Source organism: Streptomyces sp. CNZ301, from assembly GCF_004217425.1.
Genome location: NZ_SHLG01000001.1, coordinates 571,934 through 593,385, shown reverse-complemented (window position 1 = coordinate 593,385; position 21,452 = coordinate 571,934). Strand labels below are relative to the sequence as shown.

Below are 21,452 nucleotides of genomic sequence, written 5' to 3'. Positions count from 1 at the left end.
CGCCCCTGAGCGTCGCGGTACGGACTCTTTGCATAAAAGTGCCGTGCCGCGTATAGTCATGCTATCGACGAGGAGGGATCGATGGCAGTACGAGCAGCGGTCGCGGGGGCGAGCGGATACGCGGGCGGGGAGATCCTGCGCCTGCTGGCCGCACACCCCGAGGTCGAGGTGGGGGCGCTCACCGGCCACTCCAACGCGGGCAGCCGGCTCGGCACACTCCAGCCGCACCTGACTCCGTACGCGGACCGGGTGCTGGAGGAGACCACGGTTCCGGTGCTGTCCGGGCACGACGTCGTCTTCCTCGCGCTGCCGCACGGACAGTCCGCCGAGGTCGCACGGGAGTTGGGCGAGGACGTGCTCGTCGTGGACTGCGGCGCGGACTTCCGTCTCTCCGACGCTCAGGCGTGGGAGCGGTTCTACGGCACACCTCACGCCGGCAGCTGGCCCTACGGCCTTCCCGAACTGCCCGGGGCCCGCGCCGCGCTGGTGGGGTCCAAGCGCATCGCGGTCCCGGGCTGTTACCCGACGGCCGTCTCCCTCGCGCTCGTCCCCGCGTACACGGCGGGCCTGGCCGAGCCGGAGGCCGTCGTGGTCGCGGCGACGGGCACCTCGGGTGCCGGCAAGTCCCTGAAGCCGCACCTCCTCGGCAGCGAAGTGATGGGGTCGATGAGCCCGTACGGCGTCGGAGGCGTCCACCGGCACACGCCGGAGATGGTGCAGAACCTCTCGGCGGCGGCCGGGGACCGGGTGAGCGTCTCCTTCACGCCGACGCTCGCCCCCATGTCGCGCGGGATCCTCGCCACGTGCAGCGCCCGCGCCACGCCGGGCACCGGGGTGGAGGAACTGCGGGCCGCCTACGAAAAGGCGTACCAGGACGAGCAGTTCGTGACGCTTCTCCCCGAGGGCCAGTGGCCCTCGACGGGGTCCGTGTACGGCTCCAACACCGTCCAGATGCAGGTCGCCCTCGACGAGGGCGCGGGCCGCCTCCTCGTCGTCAGCGCCGTGGACAACCTCACCAAGGGCACGGCGGGCGGAGCCGTGCAGAGCATGAACATCGCCCTCGGAATGCCCGAGGGACTGGGGCTGCCGGTCGCCGGGACCGCGCCGTGAGCGAGGTACACGGGGCACCCCGCGGACGGTGCGACGGAAGCGACAGCACGGGCCCCCGGCCCTTCGGCAGTGAAGCGAACGGAGAAGCAGAGTGAGCGTGACAGCGGCGAAGGGGTTCACGGCCGCGGGCATCGCGGCCGGCATCAAGGACAGCGGGGGAGAGGACCTTGCGCTCGTCGTCAACAACGGGCCCAGCCGCGCGGCCGCCGGCGTCTTCACCGAGAACCGCGTCAAGGCCGCGCCCGTGCTCTGGTCGCAGCAGGTCCTCAAGGGCGGCCGGGTCTCGGCGGTCGTGCTCAACTCCGGTGGTGCCAACGCCTGTACGGGTCCGCTCGGCTTCCAGGACACGCACGCCACGGCCGAGCAGGCCGCTGCCGCCCTCGGTCACAGTGCCGCCGAGGTGGCCGTCTGCTCCACGGGCCTGATCGGTACCAGGCTCCCGATGGACAAGCTGCTGCCCGGAGTCGACACGGCCGCGGCGCAGCTCTCGGAGTACGGCGGTGAGAAGGCCGCCCTGGCGATCAAGACGACCGACACGGTGCACAAGACGGCCGTCGTGCAGGGTTCCGGCGGATGGGCTGTCGGCGGCATGGCCAAGGGCGCGGGCATGCTCGCACCGTCCCTGGCCACCATGCTCGTGGTGCTGACCACCGACGCAGACCTGGACTCCGCCGCCCTCGACGGGGCGCTGCGCGAGGCCACCCGCACCACCTTCGAGCGCATCGACTCCGACGGCTGCCTGTCCACCAACGACACGGTGCTGCTCCTCGCCTCTGGGGCCGCCGAAGTCGTCCCCGACCCGGGGGAGTTCACCGACGCCGTCCGGGCCGTCTGCGGCGACCTGGCCCAGCAGCTCATCCGCGACGCCGAGGGCGCCTCGAAGGACATCCGCATCGAGGTGATGGGCGCGGCGAGTGAGGGCGACGCCGTCGAGGTCGGCCGTTCGATCGCCCGGAACAATCTGCTCAAGTGCGCCGTGCACGGAGAGGACCCCAACTGGGGCCGTGTGCTCTCCGCGATCGGCACGACCGGCGCGGCCTTCGAACCCGACCGCCTCAACGTGGCCGTCAACGGTGTGTGGGTCTGCCAGAACGGATCCGTCGGGGAGGACCGCGACAAGGTGGACATGCGCTACCGCGAGGTGCGCATCACCGCCGACCTGGCCGCCGGTTCCGAATCCGCCGTCATCTGGACCAACGACCTGACGGCTGACTACGTCCACGAGAACAGCGCCTACAGTTCATGAACGATTCCGTGCACCCAACTCGCAGGCACACCGCGCTGCCCAAGGCGCAGACACTCATCGAGGCACTGCCGTGGCTGACGCGGCACAACGGCAGGACCGTCGTCATCAAGTTCGGCGGCAACGCCATGGTGGACCAGGAGCTGAAGGCGGCCTTCGCCCAGGACGTCGTCTTCCTCAGACAGGCCGGTCTGCGTCCCGTCGTCGTGCACGGCGGCGGTCCCCAGATCAGCGCCCAACTGACCCGTCTGGGACTGGAGTCGGAGTTCAAGGCGGGCCTGCGGGTGACCACGCCCGAGACGATGGACGTCGTACGGATGGTCCTCGCCGGGCAGGTCCAGCGCGAGTTGGTGAACCTGCTCAACCGGCACGGTCCGCTCGCCGTCGGCATGACCGGCGAGGACGCCCACCTCATGGCCGCGACGAAGCGCTACGCCCAAGTAGGCGGTGAGGCGGTCGACATCGGCCGCGTCGGCGACATCGACAGCATCGAGACGGGAGCCGTGCAGGCTCTGCTGGACGACGGCCGCATCCCCGTCATCTCCTCCATCGCGCGCAGCGCCGACCCGTCCGACGGCACGGGCGAAGGGGCGGAGTGCGGCGTCTTCAACGTCAACGCCGACACCGCCGCCGCAGCGCTCGCCGCCGCCCTCGGCGCGGAGACCCTGATGGTGCTCACCGACGTCGAGGGGCTGTACGCGGACTGGCCGGACAGCGACGAGGTCATCAGCGAACTCACCGCCGCGGAACTGGAGAAGCTGCTGCCGGAGCTGGCCAGCGGAATGGTCCCCAAGATGGAGGGATGCCTGCACGCCGTGCGCAACGGGGTCCGCACCGCACGCGTTCTGGACGGCCGCGTACCGCATTCGATCCTGCTGGAGATCTTCACCGACGAGGGCATCGGCACGATGGTCGTGCCCGACAAGCGCGAGGGAGAACCCACGCCATGACCACCACGGAAGAACAGGCCGGCGCCCCGGGCGGCCCGGCCGCCGCCAACGCCGCGAACACCGCCAACGCCGCCAACTCCGCGCTCACCGGCCGCTGGCAGTCCGCCATGACCGACAACTACGGCACGCCGCGGATACCCCTGACGCACGGTCACGGCACCACGCTGTGGGACGCCCGGGGCCGGGCCTACACCGACTTCGTCGGCGGTATCGCCGTCAACGCGCTGGGTACCGCACACGACGCGGTCGTACGGGCCGTCTCCGACCAGATCGCCACGCTCGGACACGTCTCGAACCTCTTCATCGCCGAGCCGCCCGTCCAACTGGCGGAGAGGCTGCTGGAGTTGTCGGGACGCCAGGGCCGGGTCTTCTTCTGCAACTCCGGCGCCGAAGCCGTCGAAGCGGCTTTCAAGGCCGGTCGGCGCACGGGTCGTACGCACATGGTCGCCACGGAGGGCGGCTTCCACGGCCGCACCATGGGCGCTCTCGCGCTGACCGGACAGCCGGGGAAGCAGGCGCCGTTCGAACCGCTGCCCGGCGACGTCACGCATGTGCCCTACGGCGACGCGGAGGCGCTGCGTGCGGCCGTCACCACGGAGACCGCCCTGGTCATCGTCGAGCCGGTGCAGGGGGAGAACGGCGTCGTCGTGCCGCCCGGGGGGTACCTCGCCGCGGTCCGCGACATCACGCGTGCCACGGGGACGCTCCTCGTCATCGACGAGATCCAGACAGGTATCGGGCGTACCGGCCACTGGTTCGCCTGCCAGGCGCAGGGCGTGGAACCGGACATCATCACCCTGGCGAAGGGGCTGGGCGGCGGCCTCCCGCTCGGCGCGACCATGTTCTTCGGCGAGGCGGCGGGGCTGCTGACGCCGGGCCAGCACGGCTCCACCTTCGGCGGCAACCCGGTCGCGTGCGCTGCTGCGCTCGCGGTGCTCCGGACCCTCGAGGAGGAGGCACTGCCCGAGCGCGCGGCGCGGCTCGGGGAGCGGCTGCGTGACGGGATCTGGTCGATCGGACATCCGCTCGTCGAGCAGGTCCGCGGAGCGGGACTGCTGCTGGGTATCGTGCTCACCGAGCCCGTCGCACCCGATGTGCAACAAGCGGCTCAGGATGCGGGGTTCCTGGTCAACGCGGTCGCGCCGGATGTCGTACGGCTCGCACCGCCGCTGATCGTCACCGAGGACGAAGTGGACGCTCTCCTCCGGGCCCTTCCCGCCCTCCTGGACGCTGCGGACGGCGGGAAGCAGAGCCGATGAGTCGAAGGGGACCGCGCCGATGACCGACGGGTACGCGCAGGAGCAGGAGCTGGGCAGCGGTTACGGGGGCCAGGCCGTGCCGCAGACCCGCACCGCCCGGCATCGCAGGATCGTCGACATCCTCAACCGGCAGCCGGTGCGCTCCCAGAGCCAGCTCGCGAAACTCCTCGCGGACGACGGGCTCTCCGTCACTCAGGCCACGCTCTCCCGTGACCTGGACGAACTGGGTGCGGTGAAGATCCGCAACACCGGCGGCGAGCTGATCTACGCCGTGCCCAGCGAGGGCGGCGACCGCACGCCGAAGGCGCCGCTCGGCGAGTCGGCGAGCGAGGCCCGCATGGCCCGCCTCGCGGGTGAACTCCTCATCTCCGCCGAGGCGTCGGCGAACCTGGTCGTCCTGCGCACACCGCCCGGCGCCGCGCAGTTCCTCGCCTCGGCCATCGACCAGGCGGGCGTCCACGACATCATCGGCACCATCGCCGGCGACGACACGCTCCTGCTCATCAGCCGCGCTCCCGACGGCGGGCAGGCCCTCGCGGGACATCTGCTGAACCTGGCTCAGAAGGAGCACTGAGGCCTGTCGCAACGGTGGAGCGAGGTCCTGGATGCTCAGGCGCCGCGGCTCGCGGGGGCGCGTGTCGGCCTGACGGGCAGTCAGCCGGACTGGCTGGAGCCGTCGTTGCCTCGGACCACTCGGTGGGCCGTTCTCAGGCTTCGTCCAGCACTGTACGGATCACGTGGCGGGCGTTGTGCGCCATCGCGGGGTTCGTCCTCCGGTAGTAGGGCAGCGCGATCAGCGCCTGCGAAAGCGTCCGGCCCCGGCCCCGGATCCAGGTCGCGTCGTCCACGCCCAGCGCCTTGAGGAAGACTCCTCTCGCGTCGGGCGGCAGCAGATTCCACGCCGGGAACAGATCGCAGGCCGGATCCCCCGTCCCCATGCACCCGAAGTCGATCACCGAGGCCAGCCTGCCGCCGTCGACCAGCAGGTTGCCCGGCATCAGGTCGGCGTGCAGCCACACCGGCGGCCCGTCCCAGTCAGGAGCCCGCAGCGCCTCGTCCCATGCGGCGGCTGCGGCGTCACAGTCGACGTCCTCCTGCGGGATCCCGCGCAGTTCCTTGATCGCCGCCTGGGTCTCGTCGTCCTGCGAGGCGATCGGCCCGCCCCGGTGCGCCTCGGGCCCGTCGGGCATGGTCATGCCCCGCATCGCAGCCACGAATGCGGCCAGATCCTCGGCCAGCAGCACGGGCTCGCTCAGTGACCCCGGTTCGGGATGCTCGCCCGCCACCCACCGGTACACGGACCACGGCCACGGATACCCCTGGGCGGGCTCCCCGGCGCCGAGCACCTCAGGGATGCGTGTCGGCAGTCGGTGCGCGACGCGGGGCAGCCACTCCTGCTCCAGCAACACGTCCCCGGCCCCGCCCTGCAACAGCGGCAGCCGTACGACCATGTCGTCGCCCAGCCGGTACATGGCATTGACCGTGCCGCCGGACGGCCAACGCTCCACCGCCAGTCCCGCCCATTGGGGGAACTGTCCCGCGATCAGCAGGCGTACAAGGTCTTCGTCAATGGGATGCATACCGGGATGCATCTGCCCGGTGCTCATGGACGTCACCGAACACCGGAGGAGCAGAAGGAGTCAAATGTCTTTTGTGCAAACGGTAGTTGAGCAACTCGCCCTGGACGCCTCGGGCATGAGCCGGTGTCACCGGCCCGCCCAGGCCCCAAGGGCACCGAGGATGCGCGCTCGTGACCGGGGCGGATCTCCCGGGGCGGTAGGCCTGTCTGCCGCGCCGCTGTCCGGCAATCGACGCAGGCCGTCCGGGTCCCCGTGGTCAATGTGTCGATTGTTTGACACATTCCGTCGCGACCACCTACTGTATCAATCACCTGATACAAGTGAGCCAGAACGGCTCTTCAAGGGGGAAATCCGATGCTCAACGTCCCTGTGGTCCTGCTCGTTTCCGTTCCGATCGTCGCCGGGTTGCTGCTGCTCCTGATACCGACCCGCACGCCGGCAACGGATCCAGCGGGACCCACACCGCCGCAGCCCCGTCGCATCGCCTACTGGCGCCGTGGGAGCCTGGCGGCCGGTCTCGTGGCCGCCGCCGCTCTCACGCAACTCAGCACCGGTGGCAATGACGTCGCCGCCTTCCTCGCCGGCCCGGCGCTCGGCGTCTGTGTGCTGGCCGGCTGCCTGGCGGGTGAACTTTGGGTGCGTGCGCCGAAGGCGCCGGTCCGGGCGGCGGCACTTCGTCACCGCCGAGTCCGTGACTACTTCCCTCGCCGTCTTGCGATCCGTCTCGGCGCCCTGACGGTGCTCCTCGCGGGGATGCTGACGCTCACGCATCTGAGCTGGATGGGGGTCTCCGGGGGTAACTGGGTGTGCGGCAGGCAACGCAGCATGGTGCTGTACTTCTCGGACTGGCTCGGCTTCTCCTACGCGATCCCCGTCCTGGTCGCACTCGCGGCGGGCGCGGCGCTCTCCTTCGTCGCGCTGCGCCGTATCGCCCACCGCCCACCGTTGGACGCGGACCCGGAGGCTCTTGAGGCCGACGAGCGGCAGCGTCACACATCCGCCCATGCGGTGATCTTCGCGTGGGGAGCCGCGGTCTCCGCAGCCCTCGCGGCCGGTGCGCTGGCCCCGGGCGGCGTGCTCAACGGCTTCTGTCCCAAGTCCCCCACCGATCTGCCGAGCATCCTGGCCACGCTGGCGGGCGCGGCGGGGATCGCCTGCCTGGTCCACTTCCTCGTTCAGCTGGTCCGTGTCCCCGCCGGGCCCAGGGATGCCGGATGAAGTCGCAGACGGTCCATGTGGACACCACGAGCCCGACGCCGCCGTACGAACAGGTCCGCGCGCAGCTCGCCGACCTGATCATGGGCGGGTATCTGCAGGCCGACACACGTCTTCCGTCCGTTCGGCAGCTCGCCACGGACCTCGGCCTCGCGCCCGGCACCGTCGCTCGCGCCTACCGGGAACTGGAGTCCGAGGGGCTGATCCGGTCACGGCGAGGTGCGGGCACCCGGGTCACGCCCGCGCAGGACCGCGTCCGGCACGAGGAGGAGCGGCTGGCGGAGGCCGCGCGTGCCTACATCGCTGCGGGGCGCAGCCTCGGAGCCGACGACGAGCGTCTTCATATGGCTTTGCGTGCCGCGCTCCGGGCCGAGGAGGCGGACCTGCCGGCGCCGTCGCCGGACGGGACGCGCAACCCGGAGGGCCCGACGGCCCCACGACTTCGCTGACCGGGTCTGCCGCACCGGCCCCGGGCTGCCGATGCGCGGCCCGGGGCCGGTGTCCCACCCTTGAGGCATGACGAAGCCGAAGAGAGTGCGGGTGCGGCGCGTGTACGAGGACGCCAGCCCCCGCGAGGACGGGCTGCGGGTGCTGGTGGACCGGGTGTGGCCCCGGGGGATGAAGAAGGAGGACGCCCGGCTGGACGAGTGGGCGAAGCAGATCGCCCCTTCGACGGAGCTGCGCAAGTGGTACAGCCACGACCGCGATCGCTTCGCGGAGTTCGCCGAGCGTTACCGTGCCGAACTCTCGCAGCCCGAGGCGCGCGAGGTGCTCGACCGCCTACGCGAACAGGCGGACGGCGGGACCGTGACGCTGCTGACCTCGGTGAAGGAGGAGCAGCTGGACCGCAGCCACGCGGCGGTGCTCAGGGAGGAGCTCGGCGGTACCGGCTGAGCACCCGGCTGCCGGGCGCCGCCTGCCGGGCGGCACGCACCGGCAGGGTGTGCAGGACCCTTCGCGCGCCCCTGACCAGCCACGTTGACGAAGCATACGATGCAGTGCATACTTATGCCCATCAGCGTATGCACTGTAAGGAGAACCCCGTGACTGAGCGCGTCGTACTCGCCTACTCCGGCGGCCTTGACACCTCCGTCTGCATCGGCTGGATCGCCGAGGAGACCGGGGCCGAGGTCGTCGCCGTCGCCGTCGATGTCGGCCAGGGAGGCGAGGACCTGGACGTCATCCGCAAGCGCGCGCTGGCCTGCGGTGCCGTCGAGGCCGAAGTGGCGGACGCCAAGGAGGAGTTCGCCGACGAGTACTGCCTCCCGGCGATCAAGGCGAACGCGCTCTACATGGACCGCTACCCGCTGGTGTCGGCCCTCTCCCGGCCCACCATCGTCAAGCACCTCGTGGACGCCGCGCACAAGCACGGCGCGACCACCGTCGCCCACGGCTGCACCGGCAAGGGCAACGACCAGGTGCGGTTCGAGGCCGGCATCTCCTCCCTCGCCCCCGACCTGAAGTGCATCGCCCCGGTCCGCGACTACGCCATGACCCGGGACAAGGCCATCGCCTTCTGCGAGGACAAGGGCCTGCCGATCGCGACGAGCAAGAAGTCCCCGTACTCCATCGACCAGAACGTCTTCGGCCGGGCCGTCGAGACCGGCTTCCTCGAGGACATCTGGAACGCGCCGATCGAGGACGTCTACGAGTACACCGAGAACCCCGCAAGCCCGCGTGAGGCCGACGAGGTGATCGTCACCTTCGAGAAGGGCGTCCCCGTCGCGCTCGACGGCAAGCCGGTCAGCGTCCTCCAGGCGATCCAGCAGCTCAACGACCGGGCGGGCGCCCAGGGCATCGGCCGGATCGACATGGTCGAGGACCGGCTGGTGGGCATCAAGTCCCGTGAGGTCTACGAGTCCCCGGGCGGCATCGCGCTCATCACCGCGCACCAGGAGCTGGAGAACGTCACCGTCGAGCGCGAACTGGCCCGCTACAAGCGGCAGGTCGAGCAGCGGTGGGCCGAACTCGTCTACGACGGGCTGTGGTTCTCCCCGCTCAAGCGCGCCCTCGACGGCTTCATCGACGAGGCCAACGAGCACGTCAGCGGCGACATCCGGATGACCCTGCACGGGGGACGGGCAGTCGTCACCGGCCGGCGCTCCCAGCAGTCGCTCTACGACTTCAACCTCGCGACGTACGACAGCGGAGACACCTTCGACCAGTCGATGTCCAAGGGCTTCATCGAGCTGTTCGGCATGTCGAGCAAGATCGCCGCCAAGCGGGACCTGGCCCAGTAGTCTTCCCTCCCGGCCCGCCCGCCAGGGCCGTGTACGCACCACCTTCAGCCGCCTCCCCGCCGCATCCGGCGGGGAGGCGGTCTGCGACGAGCACCGAGGAGAACACCCCATGACCGGGAACGAAGCGCCGCGGACCGGACCCGCAGCCGCAGCCCCAGACCAGGACGTCAGGCTGTGGGGCGGGCGCTTCGCCGACGGGCCCTCCGAAGCGCTGGAGAAGCTCTCCGCCTCCGTGCACTTCGACTGGCGGCTCGCGCCCTACGACATCGCGGGCTCCCGCGCCCACGCACGCGTACTGCACAAGGCCGGGCTGCTCACCGCCGACGAGCTGCGGAAGATGACGGACGGGCTCGACCGCCTCGAACAGGACGTCGCGGACGGCTCGTTCACCGGCACCATCGCCGACGAGGACGTCCACACGGCCCTGGAACGCGGCCTGCTGGAGAGGCTCGGACCCGACCTCGGGGGCAAGCTGCGCGCGGGCCGTTCACGCAACGACCAGGTCGCCACGCTCTTCCGCATGTATCTGCGCGATCACGCCCGCATCATCGGCGGACTCCTCGCCGACCTACAGGAAGCGCTCGTCGGCCTCGCCGAGGCGCACCCCGACGTGGCCATGCCCGGCCGCACCCACCTCCAGCACGCCCAGCCCGTCCTCTTCGCCCACCACGTGCTCGCTCACGCGCAGGCCCTCTCGCGGGACGCGGAGCGGCTGCGCCAGTGGGACGCGCGCACCGCGGTCTCCCCGTACGGATCGGGCGCCCTCGCCGGGTCGTCGCTCGGTCTCGACCCGCAGGCCGTCGCCGCCGATCTCGGCTTCGAGCACGGCTCGTCCGGTAACTCGATCGACGGGACGGCCTCCCGGGACTTCGTCGCCGAGTTCGCCTTCATCACGGCGATGACCGGCGTCGACATCTCGAAGATCGCGGAGGAGATCATCCTCTGGAACACCAAGGAGTTCTCCTTCGTCACGCTGGACGACGCCTTCTCCACCGGCTCGTCGATCATGCCGCAGAAGAAGAACCCGGACATCGCCGAGCTGGCCCGCGGCAAGTCCGGCCGTCTGATCGGCAACCTGACCGGGCTGCTCGCCACGCTCAAGGCGCTGCCTCTCGCGTACAACCGGGACCTCCAGGAGGACAAGGAGCCCGTCTTCGACTCGTGCGACCAGCTGGAGATGCTCCTGCCCGCCTTCACCGGAATGCTCGCCACCCTCACCGTTCACCGTGAGCGCCTCGCCGAGCTGGCGCCCGCCGGCTTCTCGCTGGCCACCGACATCGCGGAGTGGCTCGTGCGGCGTGGAATCCCGTTCCGGGTGGCGCACGAGGTCGCGGGGGAGTGCGTGAAGGTCTGCGAGCGGGAGGGCATCGAGCTCGACGAACTCACCGACGAGCAGTTCGCCGCGATCTCCCCGCATCTGGACCCGCAGGTCCGTGAGGTCCTCACCGTCCCCGGCGCGCTGGCGGCACGTGACGGCCGTGGCGGCACCGCGCCCTCGGCGGTCGCCGTCCAGCTCGCGGAGGTGCGGGACGATCTCGCCCGGCAGCGCGAATGGGCCGCTGACCAGCGGTGACGCCGCGCAGGCGTAGCCGCGCCGCGGGAGGGCACCCGGATGGCCTCCCGATAACGAAGCGAGGCGAACGCGATGATCGGATCTGTGCGTCACCGGCCCGAGGAGACGAACCACAAGACCGTCGCCGAGCTGACGAAGCGTGCATCCGAGCAGCTCAGCGATGTCGTGCGCAGTGAGATGCGTCTTGCGCAGGCCGAGATGAAGGAGAAGGGCAAGCGCGCCGGCTTCGGCGGCGGCATGTTCGGCATGGCCGCGATCATGGGGCTGTTGGCCCTGTGGGCGCTGGTCTTCGCCGCGATCGCGGGCATAGCGGTGGCGCTGCCCGTATGGGCCTCGGCCTTGATCGTCGCCGGCGGGCTGCTGCTGGTGGCCGGGGTACTGGCACTGGCGGGGAAGCACGAGTTCGGCTCCGCCGGATCGCCGAAACCCGAGAAGACCATCGACAGCGTCAAGGCCGACGTCGATGCGATCAGGGAAGGAGCCCAGCGATGACGCGCAAGTCCGGCACCGCAAGCGACAGCCGGCAGCTGCGGGCGGAGGTCGAAGAGGCCCGCGAACAGCTGGCCGGCACCGTCGCCGAGCTGGCGGGCAAGGCGGACGTCAAGGCCCACGCCCGCGAGATGGCGTCCCACGCCAGGTCGAAGGCCCTCTTCGAAGTGAACGAGGCCAAGATCAGGATGCAGCACGGCGCGGAGGAGGCGGCGAACCACGGCTTCACCAGGCCGGGGGCCGCCATCGGTGTCGTGGGCGCCATCGGCGCCGCCGCCCTGGCGGTGTACCTGGTCGTGCACCGGCAGCGCGCGAAGCACGAGCATCACTGGATGTGCCTGAAGCACTGGAAGGGGTGACACCGGCGTGGTCAAGCTTCTCTACAAGCCCATTTCGATCCTCTCCGTGCTGCTGGCAGGCATCATCGCCAACGCGGTCTTCAGCAAGGTCTGGAAGGCCGTCGCGCACGAGGACGACGCGCCGGACGCCTCCGACGAGGAGCGCGGCCTGAAGGAGATCCTCCCCGCCGTGGCGCTCAAGGGCGCGATCGCGGGAGTGGTCAGGGCAGTGGTCCAGCGGGGCGGGGCGAAAGGGGTGCGCGGGCTGACGGGAACCTGGCCGGCCTGACCGGCCGGCCCCCGGCCCCCGGCCCGGATTTCACCGGAGGGGAGGGGCGCATCGGGCGCGAGCCCGGGGCGCCCCCTTCTCGTGCCCGCCCGCCCTGCCTGCCCCCTTCCCCGCCCAGACGGACCGCTGATCGCCGGACGGGAACACCGCGGCGAACAGGGCGGGGAAGGCTCCGCGTGCAGGCGACGCGGCGCACCTCCATGCGCCGAGGAGCTTTCAGCTCCGGCCGGCGCATCCGGCGTGGCACTCGGCTTCGGCCCCCCGCTCCGGCCGGTCTTCGAATTTCTCCAGCGCCTCCGCGCTCAGGCTGCCCTTCGGGGCCCGCCCTCCTCGGGACCGCCCTCCTCGGGTCCGCCTTCGCGGGGTCCGCCTTCCCCGGAGCGGCGACCTCCGCGTTCGGGACGCAGTTCCCCGGGCCCGGCCTCGCGGGCTCCGTGCCCGCCGCCCGCGTCCTCTCCGGCATCCCCGGGGCCGCGCTGTGGCGTTCCCTGGTCCTCCGGGCCGGGCTCGGGACCGCCCTCGGGACGGCGGACACCCGAGGCGGGCCATTTGCGTGTGTCCCGCGGGGTGACATACGGCTCCTCCTGCGGGGGATGCCCCCCGCTGATGGCCCGCTGCCTGGCCAGCTCCGCGTCGAACTCGAGTCCCAGCAGGATCGCCAGGTTCGTGATCCACAACCAGACCAGGAAGATGATGACCCCTGCCAGCGTTCCGTAAGTCTTGTTGTACGAGCCGAAGTTGGCCACGTACACGGCGAATCCGGCGGAGGCGGCGAGCCAGATGAGTACGGCCAGTGCGCTGCCCGGCGTCACCCATCGCAGACCGCGTCCCTTGACGTTGGGCGTTCCCCAGTAGAGCACCGCGATCATCAGCGCGACGAGCAGCACCAGGACCGGCCATTTCGCGTAGTTCCACACGGTCAGCGCGGTGCTGCTCAGACCGAGCGCGTCACTCGCCTGGCGGGCGAGGGTCCCGGTGAAGACGACGAGCAGGGTGCTGACGGCGAGCAACACCATCAGCAGAACGGTCAGCCCCACGCGGAGCGGCGTGATCTTCCAGGCGGGACGGCCCTCGGGCAGGTCGTAGACCGTGTTGGAGGTGCGAATGAAGGCGGCGACGTAGTTGGAGGCCGACCACACCGCGCCCAGCAGGCCCACGACCGCCAGCACGCTGCCGGTGCTCGTACTGTTCTGGAGCTGCCCGACCGCGTTGGTGAGGATGTCGCGCACCGAGCCGGGCGCGAACTTCGAGACGTTGTCGAGGAGCGGATCGATGGAGTCCTTGCCGAGGATGCCGAGAACGGAGACGAGCACCAGCAGCGCGGGGAAGAGCGACAGCACCGCGTAGTAGGTCAGCGCCGCCGCCCGGTCGCTCAGCTCGTCGTCCTTGAACTCCTTGAGGGTCCGGCGCAGGACGGCCTTCCACCCCCCGCCGCCGAGCTGGGTGGGCTTGTCCGCCGCGGCCCTCTCCGTGCCGGCATCGGGACCTGCGGTGGGCTTCCTGTCGCCGTGTGGCTCGCTGCCTGACATGGCCTCCGGGGTTGCCCCACGGGGACGGGTCAATCGGCACCGGGACGAGTTTCATCCGGCCGGGTGTTCCGGGCCTGCGGGTGCTCCTGCCGCCACCGTGAGTCCGGGCCGCCGGCGACGGGGGAGCGCTACGTGCCCAGGCCGGCCCGGAGTCAGGCGGCTTTGGCCTTCGTGGCGTAGACGTCCACGTACTCCTGGCCGGAAAGGCGCATGACCTCGCTCATCACCTCGTCCGTCACGGCACGCAGCACATAGCGGTCGCGGTCCATGCCCTCGTAGCGGGTGAAGTCGAGCGGTTCGCCGAATCGCACGGCGATGCGCCGGCCGGGGGCTGGACGCGGCAGGCCCTTGCCGTCGGGCTGGAACGCGTCGGTGCCGATCATCGCGAACGGCACGACGGGCGCGCCGGTCATCAGCGCCAGACGTGCGATCCCCGTACGGCCGCGGTACAGGCGGCCGTCGGGGGAGCGGGTGCCCTCCGGGTAGATGCCGAAGACCCTGCCCTCCTCCAGGATGCGGCGGCCCGTCATGAGCGCCGCGACGCCTCCCCGCCCTCCGTCGCGGTCGACGGGGATCATGCCGACACCGGTGAAGAACCACGCCATGAGGCGGCCCTTGAGGCTGCGCCCCTTCACGTACTCGTCCTTGCCGATGAAGAAGACCTGACGGTCGGTGACCAGGGGCAGCACCATGGAGTCGATGAACGTGAGGTGGTTGCCGGCGAGAATCACCGGACCGGAGCCGGGAATTCGCTCCGCCCCTTCCACCTGGGGGCGCAACAGCGCCCGCAGGAGCGGGCCGAGCATTGCCTTGATCAGACGGAAACGGGACAACGGTTCCTCCGGTCGGTGACGGCTGCGCGCGGACCCGCGCAGGTGAGGACGATACTCGCCGCTCAAGGCGGCCCGCACACCGGGGTCATGAGACCGATACACGGAATTGACAGGGGATAACGTCCCTTTACCGTCTCCCGTGCGTCATGCCGGAGTGCGTCAGAGTGTCATGTTGGCCGTGTTTCCCGCATGTTCGGCCGTAAGCCTCCCTCTCGTACCGGCGGCCGACCTAGGATCGGCCAGTCGTCCGCCCGGACCCTTGCGTTCAGGCAGACGGAACTGACGCAGACGAGCTGAGGAGAGCCCATGGGACAGGAGCAGCAGCCAGGTCGGAGACTCGTACTCGGAGCGGCCGTGCTGGGCGCCGCGGGCGCCGCCGCGGTCGGCACGGGCGGGAGTGCGCTCGCGGAGGACAAGAACGGGGGACGCGGGAAGGACCGGCCGGGCGGACAGCTGCCGATGCCCGCCGTCATCGCTCACCGCGGTGCCAGCGGGTACCGCCCCGAGCACACCTTCGGCTCCTACCAACTCGCCTTCGACATGGGGGCGGACGTGATCGAGCAGGACCTTGTGCCCACGAAGGACGGGCACCTCGTCTGCCGTCACGAGAACGACATCACGGCGACGACGAACGTCGCGGACCATCCCGAGTTCGCCGCACGCAAGACGACCAAGACGGTCGACGGCAAGGCCCTGACGGGCTGGTTCACCGAGGACTTCACCCTCGCGGAACTGCGCACGCTGCGCGCGAAGGAGCGCATCCCGCAGACCCGCCAGCACAACACCCTCTACGACGGACGCTGGGAGGTACCTCTCTTCGAGGACGTCCTCAAGTGGGCGCAGAAGCAGGGAAGTCGGCGCGGCCGCCCCGTCTGGCTGCACATCGAGACCAAGCACCCCAGCTACTTCCGCAAGCTCGGCCTCGAACTGGAGCCGCGCCTGGCGAAGCTGCTGCGCAAGTACGGGCGCCACCGGGCGGATTCGCCCAACTTCGTGCAGTCCTTCGAGCCGAGCAGCATCCAGAAGCTGAAGAAGCTGGTGGACTGCCCGGGTGTGTGTCTGCTGGACGCGCCCACCTCGCGGCCCTGGGACTTCGTGGAGGCCGGTGACCCGCGGACCGTCGCCGACCTGGTCAGGCCCGAGGGGCTGCAGTGGATCGCACGGTTCGCCGACGGCATCGGGCCGGTGGTGAACCTCGTCATCCCGAAGAAGCCCGACGGCAGCCTCGGCGAGCCGACGACGCTCGTGCGCGACGCGCACGCGAAGGGGCTGATCCTGCACCCCTACACGATGCGCAACGAGAACACCTTCCTGCCCACCGAGTTCCGGAAGGGATCGGACCCCAACGCCTACGGCGACGCCTTCGGCGCGTTCAGCGCCTACTTCGCCACGGGCATCGACGGCATCTTCTCCGACAACCCCGACACGGCGCTGCTCGCCGCCGAGGACTTCCGCCGAGGCTGACGGGCCGACAGGCAGGCGGTCCGAACGACCGGCCGGCGGCGGTGTCACCCGCAGGAGTGGCATCGCCTCCGGCCGGCAACCGGAGGGCGCCCGGCGGCGTCCCGGCCTGCATGAACCACCGCTGCGCCGACCCAGGCGCCCGAGCCGGCGGCGGACCCCCGGGACCGTCTCCGGCGGCCGGCTCTCCGCCCGCCCCGCTGCGCAGGCTCGTCGCCGCCGAATGTGCGGCCGAGGCCCCGGCAGCGGGCGAGGACCCCGAGGAGCTGCAACAGGCCGTGTGGCTGCGCTGGATCGAGGCCGGCCGGCCTTCGGAAACCGCCGGTGCCGGCGGCGCGGTGGGCACCGGCGCCCGCACCGACGTCCAGCCCTCGGCGACATGGCTGCGCGGTGCCGTACGAGCCGAGGCGCGGCGGGCCCGTCGCCGCGTGCGGCGCGAGATCCCGCTGCCCGACGGCGGCCTCGCGGACTCCGCCGGAGCGGACGCCCCGGTCCTCGCCGCCGAGCAGCGGCACCTGCTCGCCGCGGCGGTCGCACGGCTTCCCGGACCGTGCCCGGAGGTGATGCGCGCCCTGTTCTCCGGCAGGGACCTCACCTACCCGGAAATCGCAGGTGAGTTGGGTATCTCACAGGGAAGCCTCGGCCCGGTTCGTTCCCGATGTCTGGGTTGCCTGCGCACAATGCTCGCCGCGTCGGATTGCGGCGGGTGAACTTGGGGGAATGCTGCGGGGAGAAATCGGCGTCACCAGGGCGGACAGCCCGGGCACGGCCTCTCGAAACCGGCCCGTGCCCGGGACGCATCATGACTAGGGGAGGCAGGCGGACATGGGCATGAGCGTGACGATCTCCGCGGCGGCCGACGGCGACGCGGAGCAGATCCTCAAGCTCCAGTACCTGTGCTTCCAGAGCGAGGCGGAAGCCTACGGCGACTACGCCATCGCTCCGCTCACCCAGACCCTGGAAGGGCTGCGCGCCGAAATGGCCGCCGGCTGCATGATGGTGGCCCGTCTCGGTGACGAGGTGGTCGGCTCCGTACGCGGCGCGGTCGACTCCGACGGCACCGCACGCATCGACAGGCTCTGCGTCCACCCGCGCCTTCAGCGGCACGGTCTCGGCGGGCGGCTCCTCGCCGCCATCGAGGACCGGCTCGCGGCCGAGCGCGACGCCAAGCGCTACCACCTGGTCACGGGGCACCGCAGCGAGGGGAATCTGCGGCTCTACCGCAAGTCCGGCTACACCACCTCCGGTGCACCCGAATGGGACCGGAAGGTGAAGCTGACGTCGATGACGAAGGACGTCTCGGGCGCTTCGGGCGGCGGCTCCGCGGCGGTCGGCGTGAGCGCCTGACGGCGCCTCAGGCGGAGCCGGCGCGGGACCGGCGCAGCCACACCAGCCCCGTCACCGGCAGGATCACCGGGATGAACAGATAGCCCATGCCGTAGTCGGACCACACGGTCGCGTCGGGGAAGGCCGACGGCTCAACGAGGGTCCAGGTGCCCACCGCGAGCACGCCGAGCAACTCCACGCAGCAGCAGCCGAACGCCGCTCTGCGTGCACGTTCCCCGCCCCGTACGAGCGAGAGCGTGATGAAGGCGTAGACGAGGGCGGCCGCGGCCGACAGGAGGTAGGCGAGCGGTGCCTCGTCGAACCGGGTCGTCAGCTGGACGATCGACCGGGAAGCCGCACCGACGGTGAAGATCCCGTAGAGGGTGACGAGCAGCGTGCCCGGCCCCTTGCCGATGGGGAGCCGCCGCGAAGACCCCGCCGGGGCTTCCGGTTCCGGCGAGTCCGCGACGGGCTTCCGCGCGTCCGCGGCGCCGGAGACGCTCTCCGGGTGGAGTGACCACCGCGGTGACGGGTCAGGCGCCACGTCCGCCTCCCCAGATCTCGTGCAGCCGCGCCTGGAGTACCGCCAGCACCAGCGCCCCGGCCGCGACGGTGAGCGAACCCCACTTGGTCCGCTCGGTCAGCGAGATGAGACCCACCACGGGGACGCAGGCGGCGACGGCGGCCAGGTACGCCACGAAGATGACCGTTCCCTCGGCGGCGTCGCCTCCGCCGGCCAGTTTCACGATGCCGACGACGAGCTGTACGAGCGCGAGCAGCGAGACCACGGCCATGCCGATGAAATGCCAGTCCTTCGTGGGCTGGTCGCGGTAGGCAGCCCAGCCGCACCAGGCGGCCAGGGCGAGCGCGGCCACGGCGAGGGCGACGGTGAGCGGCGTGAACACGGTGCGAAGTCTAGGAGGGGCGCCGGAAGGCATACGCACCGGATGCCTTGCACCCAGGGCCGGGCAAGCCCTCGGGGCGGGACCCGGGCCTGCCGGCCGGCAGAAGTCCGTGCTCCGGCCGGGCAGCCTGCCGAGCCGGTGCATCGCGGGAGACCTTCTGTTCGTGTGCGCGGGGCACGAGGAGTAACCGGCGCCACCCGTGGCCTGGCCGTTCACCCGCGAGGCCCGTACGCCCACGGTGGTCTGCCCGCCGCGGGCCCGCCCGCCGGGCGGAGCCGGGCCGGTCCGGGCAGGGCAGGGCAAAACCCTTCCGCCAGGCGGCAGCGCCCCCGAACAGGGGAGCCACGTCGTCAAGGCCCGGATGCCGGACGACCCCCGGGTGCGCAAACCCGCGCCGCAGCCCGGTCACCGCGTGAGGAAAAGCCCGGGAGTCCGCCGGGGTCGCCGAGCCTCCCTCGCCCCGGCGGCCGCCGGGCAGGGCCACCGGCCGCCACTGAGGGACCCGGCGAAGGTCCCCGTATCGACAAGTCGGTATGCGGCGCCGCGTCCCGCCTGCGAAGGGGTCTCCGACACTGCGCACACACCGTCCGATGCTGCATGCTGTGCACTGCGGCAATCGTCTGGTGCACCCAGGACCCCCTGCCGGCGTCGCTCACGCAGCGGCCGGCAGACCCCGCGGCGGTCCTCCGGGGAGCGACACCACCAGCCCCTCGATCCGTATGGAGCGGCGCATGACTTCGACCTTTCCGGACGTCTCGATCAGCACGGACCGTCTCGTGCTGCGCCCGTTCGAGGAAGCGGACGTGCACTCGCTCACGGAGATGATGCGCGACGAACTGGTCGCCGCCTGGACGACGGTTCCGGTGCCCTACCGGGAGGCCGACGCACGCGAATTCGTCCTGCGCGACGCGCCGGCCGTGCGCACCGAAGGTGAGGGAATCGTCTTCGCCGTCGTCGAGTTCCTCACCCAGCGCCTGGTCGGACTCCTGCAACTCGACCACACGGACTGGCGCATCCTCGCGACCGAGGTCCGCTACGTCACCGCGCCCTGGGCACGAGGCGAGGGGTACGCCTCGGAATCGGTGCTGGCACTGGCCCAATGGCTCTTCCAGGACCAGAAGTTCGAGCGGATGGAACTGCGCACCGCCGCGGACAACACAGCCGCGCAGCAGGTCGCGCAGAAACTCGGCTGCATCAGCGAAGGGGTGCTGCGCAACGCCTGGATAGCGCGCACCCGCACCGAGGACGGCGGCTGGGCGGAGATCCGCACCGACCTGCTCGTGTGGAGCCTGCTGCCGGAAGACCTCGACGGCATGCCGGAACAGCTCGCCGACGCGGGCGGCTACGCACCGTACCCGGACTGGCTGCACTCACCGCGCTAGAGCCAGTGAGACCGGTGAGGTCCTGCCTGCAAGCCGGGGGACTCACCGCCGGGAGGGCCGACGTCTCCGCGTCAGGTTCGCGTCGGGTCCGCGTCAGGTCTCCGGCCGACGGCGCATGGCGCCTCACATGCGCAAATCCCGTCGTACGCCCGCATGTCCGGAACCGTCGGTACCCAGGCTCGGGGCCCGGCCGCCGCAGAGGTAGGCTCAAGGAGCCCCCACCTGCGACGAGCCCAGGAGAGACCGACCGATGGCCGACCGCGTCACCGTTATCGGGTGGGACGGTTCGCCCCTGTCGGGAGCCGCCCGCTCCGCCCTTGGAGCGGCCACGCTCGTTGCGGGGGCCGCGCACCATCTCCAGCTGCCCGAAGTGCCCTCCCGTGCCGAGCACGTCAGGCTCGGCAGTGTGTCGCTCGCGGCGCAGCGCATCGCCCGACACCGCGGCACCGCCGTCGTCTTCGCCGACGGCGACCCCGGCTTCTTCGGCGTCGTGCGTACCCTGCGTGCGCCCGAACACGGCATGGAGGTCGAGGTCGTTCCGGCGGTCTCCTCGATGGCCGCCGCCTTCGCGCGTGCCGGAATGCCGTGGGACGACGCGCAGTTGGTGGTCGCCAACTCCCGTACGCTGCGCCACGCGGTCAACGTCTGCCGCGCCCACACGAAGGTCGGCGTGCTGACATCCCCGGGGGCCGGCCCCGCCGAACTGGCGCTGCTGCTCGGCCCGGTGCACCGCACGTTCGTCATCTGCGAGGCGCTGGGCACCTCGCAGGAGCAGGTCACCGTCCTCACCTCCGACAAGGTCGCAGACCACTCCTGGCGGGACCCGAACGTCGTGATCGTCTCGGGTGGTTCGACGGGCCCGGCGCCGCATCAGGGTCCTGCAGGCCACGCGAGCGGCACGGCCCCCGGCCCCGGAGGCGCACAAGGCGGCCACGGCGGCGCCTGGCTAGCCGCCCACGGCCCGGACTACCCTCCCGCCGTGCGCGGTTGGGCGCTCCCGCTTTGGCACTACAACGACGACCGGCCCCCCGGAGGCGAACAGGGCCCTGCGGCACCGGCACGTGCGAGCGAGTCGCAGCAGTTGCGCGCCGGGCAGCTCGCCAGGCTGGGGCCGCGCATCGGGGACCTCGTGTGGGACATCGGCGCCGGCAGCGGGGCCCTCGCCATCGAGTCGGCACGTTTCGGCGCGGCCGTCATCGCCGTCGACCACGACATGGACACCTGTGCCCGAATCGCAGCCGCGGCCCGCCGGTTCGGCGTGCAGCTGGACACCGTGCACGGCACGGCACCGCAGGTCCTCGAGGATCTTCCGGAACCGGACGTGGTGCGCGTGGGCGGCGGAGGCATCCCCACCGTCACGGCCGTCGTCGACAGGCGCCCGGGACGCATCGTCACGCACGCCGCGACGCGGGACGAGGCCGAGGCGATCGGAAGGGCGCTCGGCGAGGGGGGTTACGCCGTGGAGTGCGCCCTGCTCCAGTCCGTGGAACTGGACACCTCGGAGTGGGTGGAAAGTGAACGAGCTGTCGTTTTCCTGCTTTCCGGTGTCCGGATCTGAATCTCTGTGGCCAGTGCGTGACGAAGCACGACGAAGTGCGGTTTCTCACCCCTCCGTGGACGGAGGCCGGCCCAGCCCCGGGTAGGCTGACCGATCGATGTGCCGCCATGCGGTGTTGACGGTTCATCCGTCAATGTCCGGATGGCGCGTGGCTGGGGAACGTGCCGCACCG

General features: G+C 71.1%; 22 protein-coding genes and 1 pseudogene. 18 read left to right on the top strand and 5 right to left on the bottom strand.

Translation table 11 applies throughout. From position 1 onward, the window contains the following. Positions 1 to 81: 81 nt before the first annotated feature. The 5 genes from argC (at position 82) to EV375_RS02620 (ending at position 5,136) form a co-directional block, all read left to right on the top strand. A complete protein-coding gene (gene argC / locus EV375_RS02640) occupies positions 82 to 1,110 on the top strand; it encodes an N-acetyl-gamma-glutamyl-phosphate reductase (protein ID WP_130298010.1) in 1,029 nt (342 codons plus the stop codon). Between the two features lie 91 nt (positions 1,111 to 1,201). Beyond that, positions 1,202 to 2,356: a bifunctional glutamate N-acetyltransferase/amino-acid acetyltransferase ArgJ gene (gene argJ, locus EV375_RS02635; RefSeq protein WP_130298009.1), complete on the top strand. Its 1,155-nt coding sequence runs from the start codon at positions 1,202 to 1,204 to the stop codon at positions 2,354 to 2,356. Beyond that, the gene (argB, locus tag EV375_RS02630; RefSeq protein WP_130298008.1) at positions 2,353 to 3,303 is read left to right on the top strand and encodes an acetylglutamate kinase; all 951 of its coding nucleotides are present in this window, start codon (positions 2,353 to 2,355) and stop codon (positions 3,301 to 3,303) included. Before argJ ends, argB begins: the two co-directional genes overlap by 4 nt. 107 nt (positions 3,304 to 3,410) lie before the next feature. Next, positions 3,411 to 4,562: an acetylornithine transaminase gene (locus EV375_RS02625; RefSeq protein ID WP_486588684.1), complete on the top strand. Its 1,152-nt coding sequence runs from the start codon at positions 3,411 to 3,413 to the stop codon at positions 4,560 to 4,562. A gap of 19 nt (positions 4,563 to 4,581) precedes the next feature. Further along, positions 4,582 to 5,136 carry an arginine repressor gene (locus EV375_RS02620; protein WP_130298006.1) on the top strand — a complete coding sequence of 185 codons (555 nt, stop codon included), beginning with the start codon at positions 4,582 to 4,584 and terminating at the stop codon, positions 5,134 to 5,136. Positions 5,137 to 5,269: 133 nt separating this feature from the next. Here the strand turns inward: EV375_RS02620 and EV375_RS02615 are convergent, their stop codons facing one another. Then, complete coding sequence (locus tag EV375_RS02615; RefSeq protein ID WP_207227968.1) at positions 5,270 to 6,169, bottom strand: aminoglycoside phosphotransferase family protein; 900 nt, start codon at positions 6,167 to 6,169, stop codon at positions 5,270 to 5,272. A gap of 327 nt (positions 6,170 to 6,496) precedes the next feature. Between EV375_RS02615 and EV375_RS02610 the strand changes: the two genes are divergently transcribed. The 8 genes from EV375_RS02610 to EV375_RS02575 all read left to right on the top strand — a co-directional run bounded on the left by EV375_RS02610 (position 6,497) and on the right by EV375_RS02575 (position 12,286). Beyond that, positions 6,497 to 7,360 (top strand): hypothetical protein, encoded by an 864-nt coding sequence (locus EV375_RS02610; protein ID WP_130298005.1) that lies wholly within the window; start codon positions 6,497 to 6,499, stop codon positions 7,358 to 7,360. Then, a complete protein-coding gene (locus EV375_RS02605) occupies positions 7,357 to 7,806 on the top strand; it encodes a GntR family transcriptional regulator (protein ID WP_130298004.1) in 450 nt (149 codons plus the stop codon). Before EV375_RS02610 ends, EV375_RS02605 begins: the two co-directional genes overlap by 4 nt. A 67-nt stretch (positions 7,807 to 7,873) precedes the next feature. Next, positions 7,874 to 8,251 (top strand): DUF488 family protein, N3 subclade, encoded by a 378-nt coding sequence (locus EV375_RS02600; protein ID WP_130298003.1) that lies wholly within the window; start codon positions 7,874 to 7,876, stop codon positions 8,249 to 8,251. A 149-nt stretch (positions 8,252 to 8,400) separates the two neighbouring features. Beyond that, positions 8,401 to 9,597 (top strand): argininosuccinate synthase, encoded by a 1,197-nt coding sequence (locus EV375_RS02595; protein ID WP_130298002.1) that lies wholly within the window; start codon positions 8,401 to 8,403, stop codon positions 9,595 to 9,597. A 109-nt stretch (positions 9,598 to 9,706) separates the two neighbouring features. After that, positions 9,707 to 11,170 carry an argininosuccinate lyase gene (argH, locus tag EV375_RS02590; protein WP_130298001.1) on the top strand — a complete coding sequence of 488 codons (1,464 nt, stop codon included), beginning with the start codon at positions 9,707 to 9,709 and terminating at the stop codon, positions 11,168 to 11,170. Positions 11,171 to 11,242: 72 nt separating this feature from the next. Further along, positions 11,243 to 11,662, top strand: coding sequence for a phage holin family protein (locus EV375_RS02585; protein ID WP_130298000.1), 420 nt, complete (start codon positions 11,243 to 11,245; stop codon positions 11,660 to 11,662). Then, positions 11,659 to 12,018 (top strand): DUF3618 domain-containing protein, encoded by a 360-nt coding sequence (locus EV375_RS02580; protein ID WP_130297999.1) that lies wholly within the window; start codon positions 11,659 to 11,661, stop codon positions 12,016 to 12,018. Before EV375_RS02585 ends, EV375_RS02580 begins: the two co-directional genes overlap by 4 nt. A gap of 7 nt (positions 12,019 to 12,025) precedes the next feature. Next, positions 12,026 to 12,286, top strand: coding sequence for a DUF4235 domain-containing protein (locus EV375_RS02575; protein ID WP_130297998.1), 261 nt, complete (start codon positions 12,026 to 12,028; stop codon positions 12,284 to 12,286). A gap of 524 nt (positions 12,287 to 12,810) precedes the next feature. Here the strand turns inward: EV375_RS02575 and EV375_RS02570 are convergent. Further along, a pseudogene (locus EV375_RS02570) lies at positions 12,811 to 13,815 on the bottom strand (YihY/virulence factor BrkB family protein); the annotation flags it as partial. A 152-nt stretch (positions 13,816 to 13,967) separates the two neighbouring features. Then, positions 13,968 to 14,648 (bottom strand): lysophospholipid acyltransferase family protein, encoded by a 681-nt coding sequence (locus tag EV375_RS02565; protein WP_130297996.1) that lies wholly within the window; start codon positions 14,646 to 14,648, stop codon positions 13,968 to 13,970. A 306-nt stretch (positions 14,649 to 14,954) separates the two neighbouring features. On the opposite strand from EV375_RS02565, the gene EV375_RS02560 reads away from it, so the two are divergent. From EV375_RS02560 to EV375_RS02550, 3 genes are all read left to right on the top strand, one after another. Then, a complete protein-coding gene (locus EV375_RS02560; protein ID WP_130297995.1) occupies positions 14,955 to 16,112 on the top strand; it encodes a glycerophosphodiester phosphodiesterase in 1,158 nt (385 codons plus the stop codon). A 110-nt stretch (positions 16,113 to 16,222) separates the two neighbouring features. After that, positions 16,223 to 16,819 (top strand): sigma-70 RNA polymerase sigma factor region 4 domain-containing protein, encoded by a 597-nt coding sequence (locus EV375_RS02555; protein WP_486588237.1) that lies wholly within the window; start codon positions 16,223 to 16,225, stop codon positions 16,817 to 16,819. A gap of 115 nt (positions 16,820 to 16,934) precedes the next feature. Continuing rightward, the gene (locus tag EV375_RS02550; RefSeq protein ID WP_130297994.1) at positions 16,935 to 17,456 is read left to right on the top strand and encodes a GNAT family N-acetyltransferase; all 522 of its coding nucleotides are present in this window, start codon (positions 16,935 to 16,937) and stop codon (positions 17,454 to 17,456) included. 7 nt (positions 17,457 to 17,463) lie between these two features. Here EV375_RS02550 and EV375_RS02545 read toward each other — a convergent pair whose 3' ends face one another. Both EV375_RS02545 and EV375_RS02540 read right to left on the bottom strand, forming a co-directional pair. Continuing rightward, positions 17,464 to 17,850 carry a hypothetical protein gene (locus tag EV375_RS02545; RefSeq protein WP_130301545.1) on the bottom strand — a complete coding sequence of 129 codons (387 nt, stop codon included), beginning with the start codon at positions 17,848 to 17,850 and terminating at the stop codon, positions 17,464 to 17,466. 118 nt (positions 17,851 to 17,968) lie between these two features. Beyond that, positions 17,969 to 18,340 (bottom strand): hypothetical protein, encoded by a 372-nt coding sequence (locus tag EV375_RS02540; RefSeq protein WP_130297993.1) that lies wholly within the window; start codon positions 18,338 to 18,340, stop codon positions 17,969 to 17,971. A 731-nt stretch (positions 18,341 to 19,071) separates the two neighbouring features. Here EV375_RS02540 and EV375_RS02535 point away from each other — a divergent pair. Both EV375_RS02535 and cbiE read left to right on the top strand, forming a co-directional pair. Next, entirely contained in the window at positions 19,072 to 19,722 is a 651-nt protein-coding gene (locus EV375_RS02535; RefSeq protein WP_130297992.1) for a GNAT family N-acetyltransferase, read from the top strand. Between the two features lie 250 nt (positions 19,723 to 19,972). Next, the gene (gene cbiE / locus EV375_RS02530; RefSeq protein ID WP_130297991.1) at positions 19,973 to 21,280 is read left to right on the top strand and encodes a precorrin-6y C5,15-methyltransferase (decarboxylating) subunit CbiE; all 1,308 of its coding nucleotides are present in this window, start codon (positions 19,973 to 19,975) and stop codon (positions 21,278 to 21,280) included. Positions 21,281 to 21,452 lie beyond the last annotated feature (172 nt).

Coding starts and splice junctions, on each gene's coding strand:
- EV375_RS02615 (WP_207227968.1), bottom strand. CDS start 6,169: ATGAGCACCGGGCAGATGCATCCCGGTATGCATCCCATTGACGAAGAC.
- argH (WP_130298001.1), top strand. CDS start 9,707: ATGACCGGGAACGAAGCGCCGCGGACCGGACCCGCAGCCGCAGCCCCA.
- EV375_RS02535 (WP_130297992.1), top strand. CDS start 19,072: ATGACTTCGACCTTTCCGGACGTCTCGATCAGCACGGACCGTCTCGTG.
- EV375_RS02560 (WP_130297995.1), top strand. CDS start 14,955: ATGGGACAGGAGCAGCAGCCAGGTCGGAGACTCGTACTCGGAGCGGCC.
- EV375_RS02580 (WP_130297999.1), top strand. CDS start 11,659: ATGACGCGCAAGTCCGGCACCGCAAGCGACAGCCGGCAGCTGCGGGCG.
- EV375_RS02550 (WP_130297994.1), top strand. CDS start 16,935: ATGGGCATGAGCGTGACGATCTCCGCGGCGGCCGACGGCGACGCGGAG.
- cbiE (WP_130297991.1), top strand. CDS start 19,973: ATGGCCGACCGCGTCACCGTTATCGGGTGGGACGGTTCGCCCCTGTCG.
- EV375_RS02600 (WP_130298003.1), top strand. CDS start 7,874: ATGACGAAGCCGAAGAGAGTGCGGGTGCGGCGCGTGTACGAGGACGCC.
- EV375_RS02610 (WP_130298005.1), top strand. CDS start 6,497: ATGCTCAACGTCCCTGTGGTCCTGCTCGTTTCCGTTCCGATCGTCGCC.
- argC (WP_130298010.1), top strand. CDS start 82: ATGGCAGTACGAGCAGCGGTCGCGGGGGCGAGCGGATACGCGGGCGGG.
- argB (WP_130298008.1), top strand. CDS start 2,353: ATGAACGATTCCGTGCACCCAACTCGCAGGCACACCGCGCTGCCCAAG.
- EV375_RS02625 (WP_486588684.1), top strand. CDS start 3,411: ATGACCGACAACTACGGCACGCCGCGGATACCCCTGACGCACGGTCAC.
- EV375_RS02605 (WP_130298004.1), top strand. CDS start 7,357: ATGAAGTCGCAGACGGTCCATGTGGACACCACGAGCCCGACGCCGCCG.
- EV375_RS02585 (WP_130298000.1), top strand. CDS start 11,243: ATGATCGGATCTGTGCGTCACCGGCCCGAGGAGACGAACCACAAGACC.
- EV375_RS02620 (WP_130298006.1), top strand. CDS start 4,582: ATGACCGACGGGTACGCGCAGGAGCAGGAGCTGGGCAGCGGTTACGGG.
- EV375_RS02555 (WP_486588237.1), top strand. CDS start 16,223: ATGAACCACCGCTGCGCCGACCCAGGCGCCCGAGCCGGCGGCGGACCC.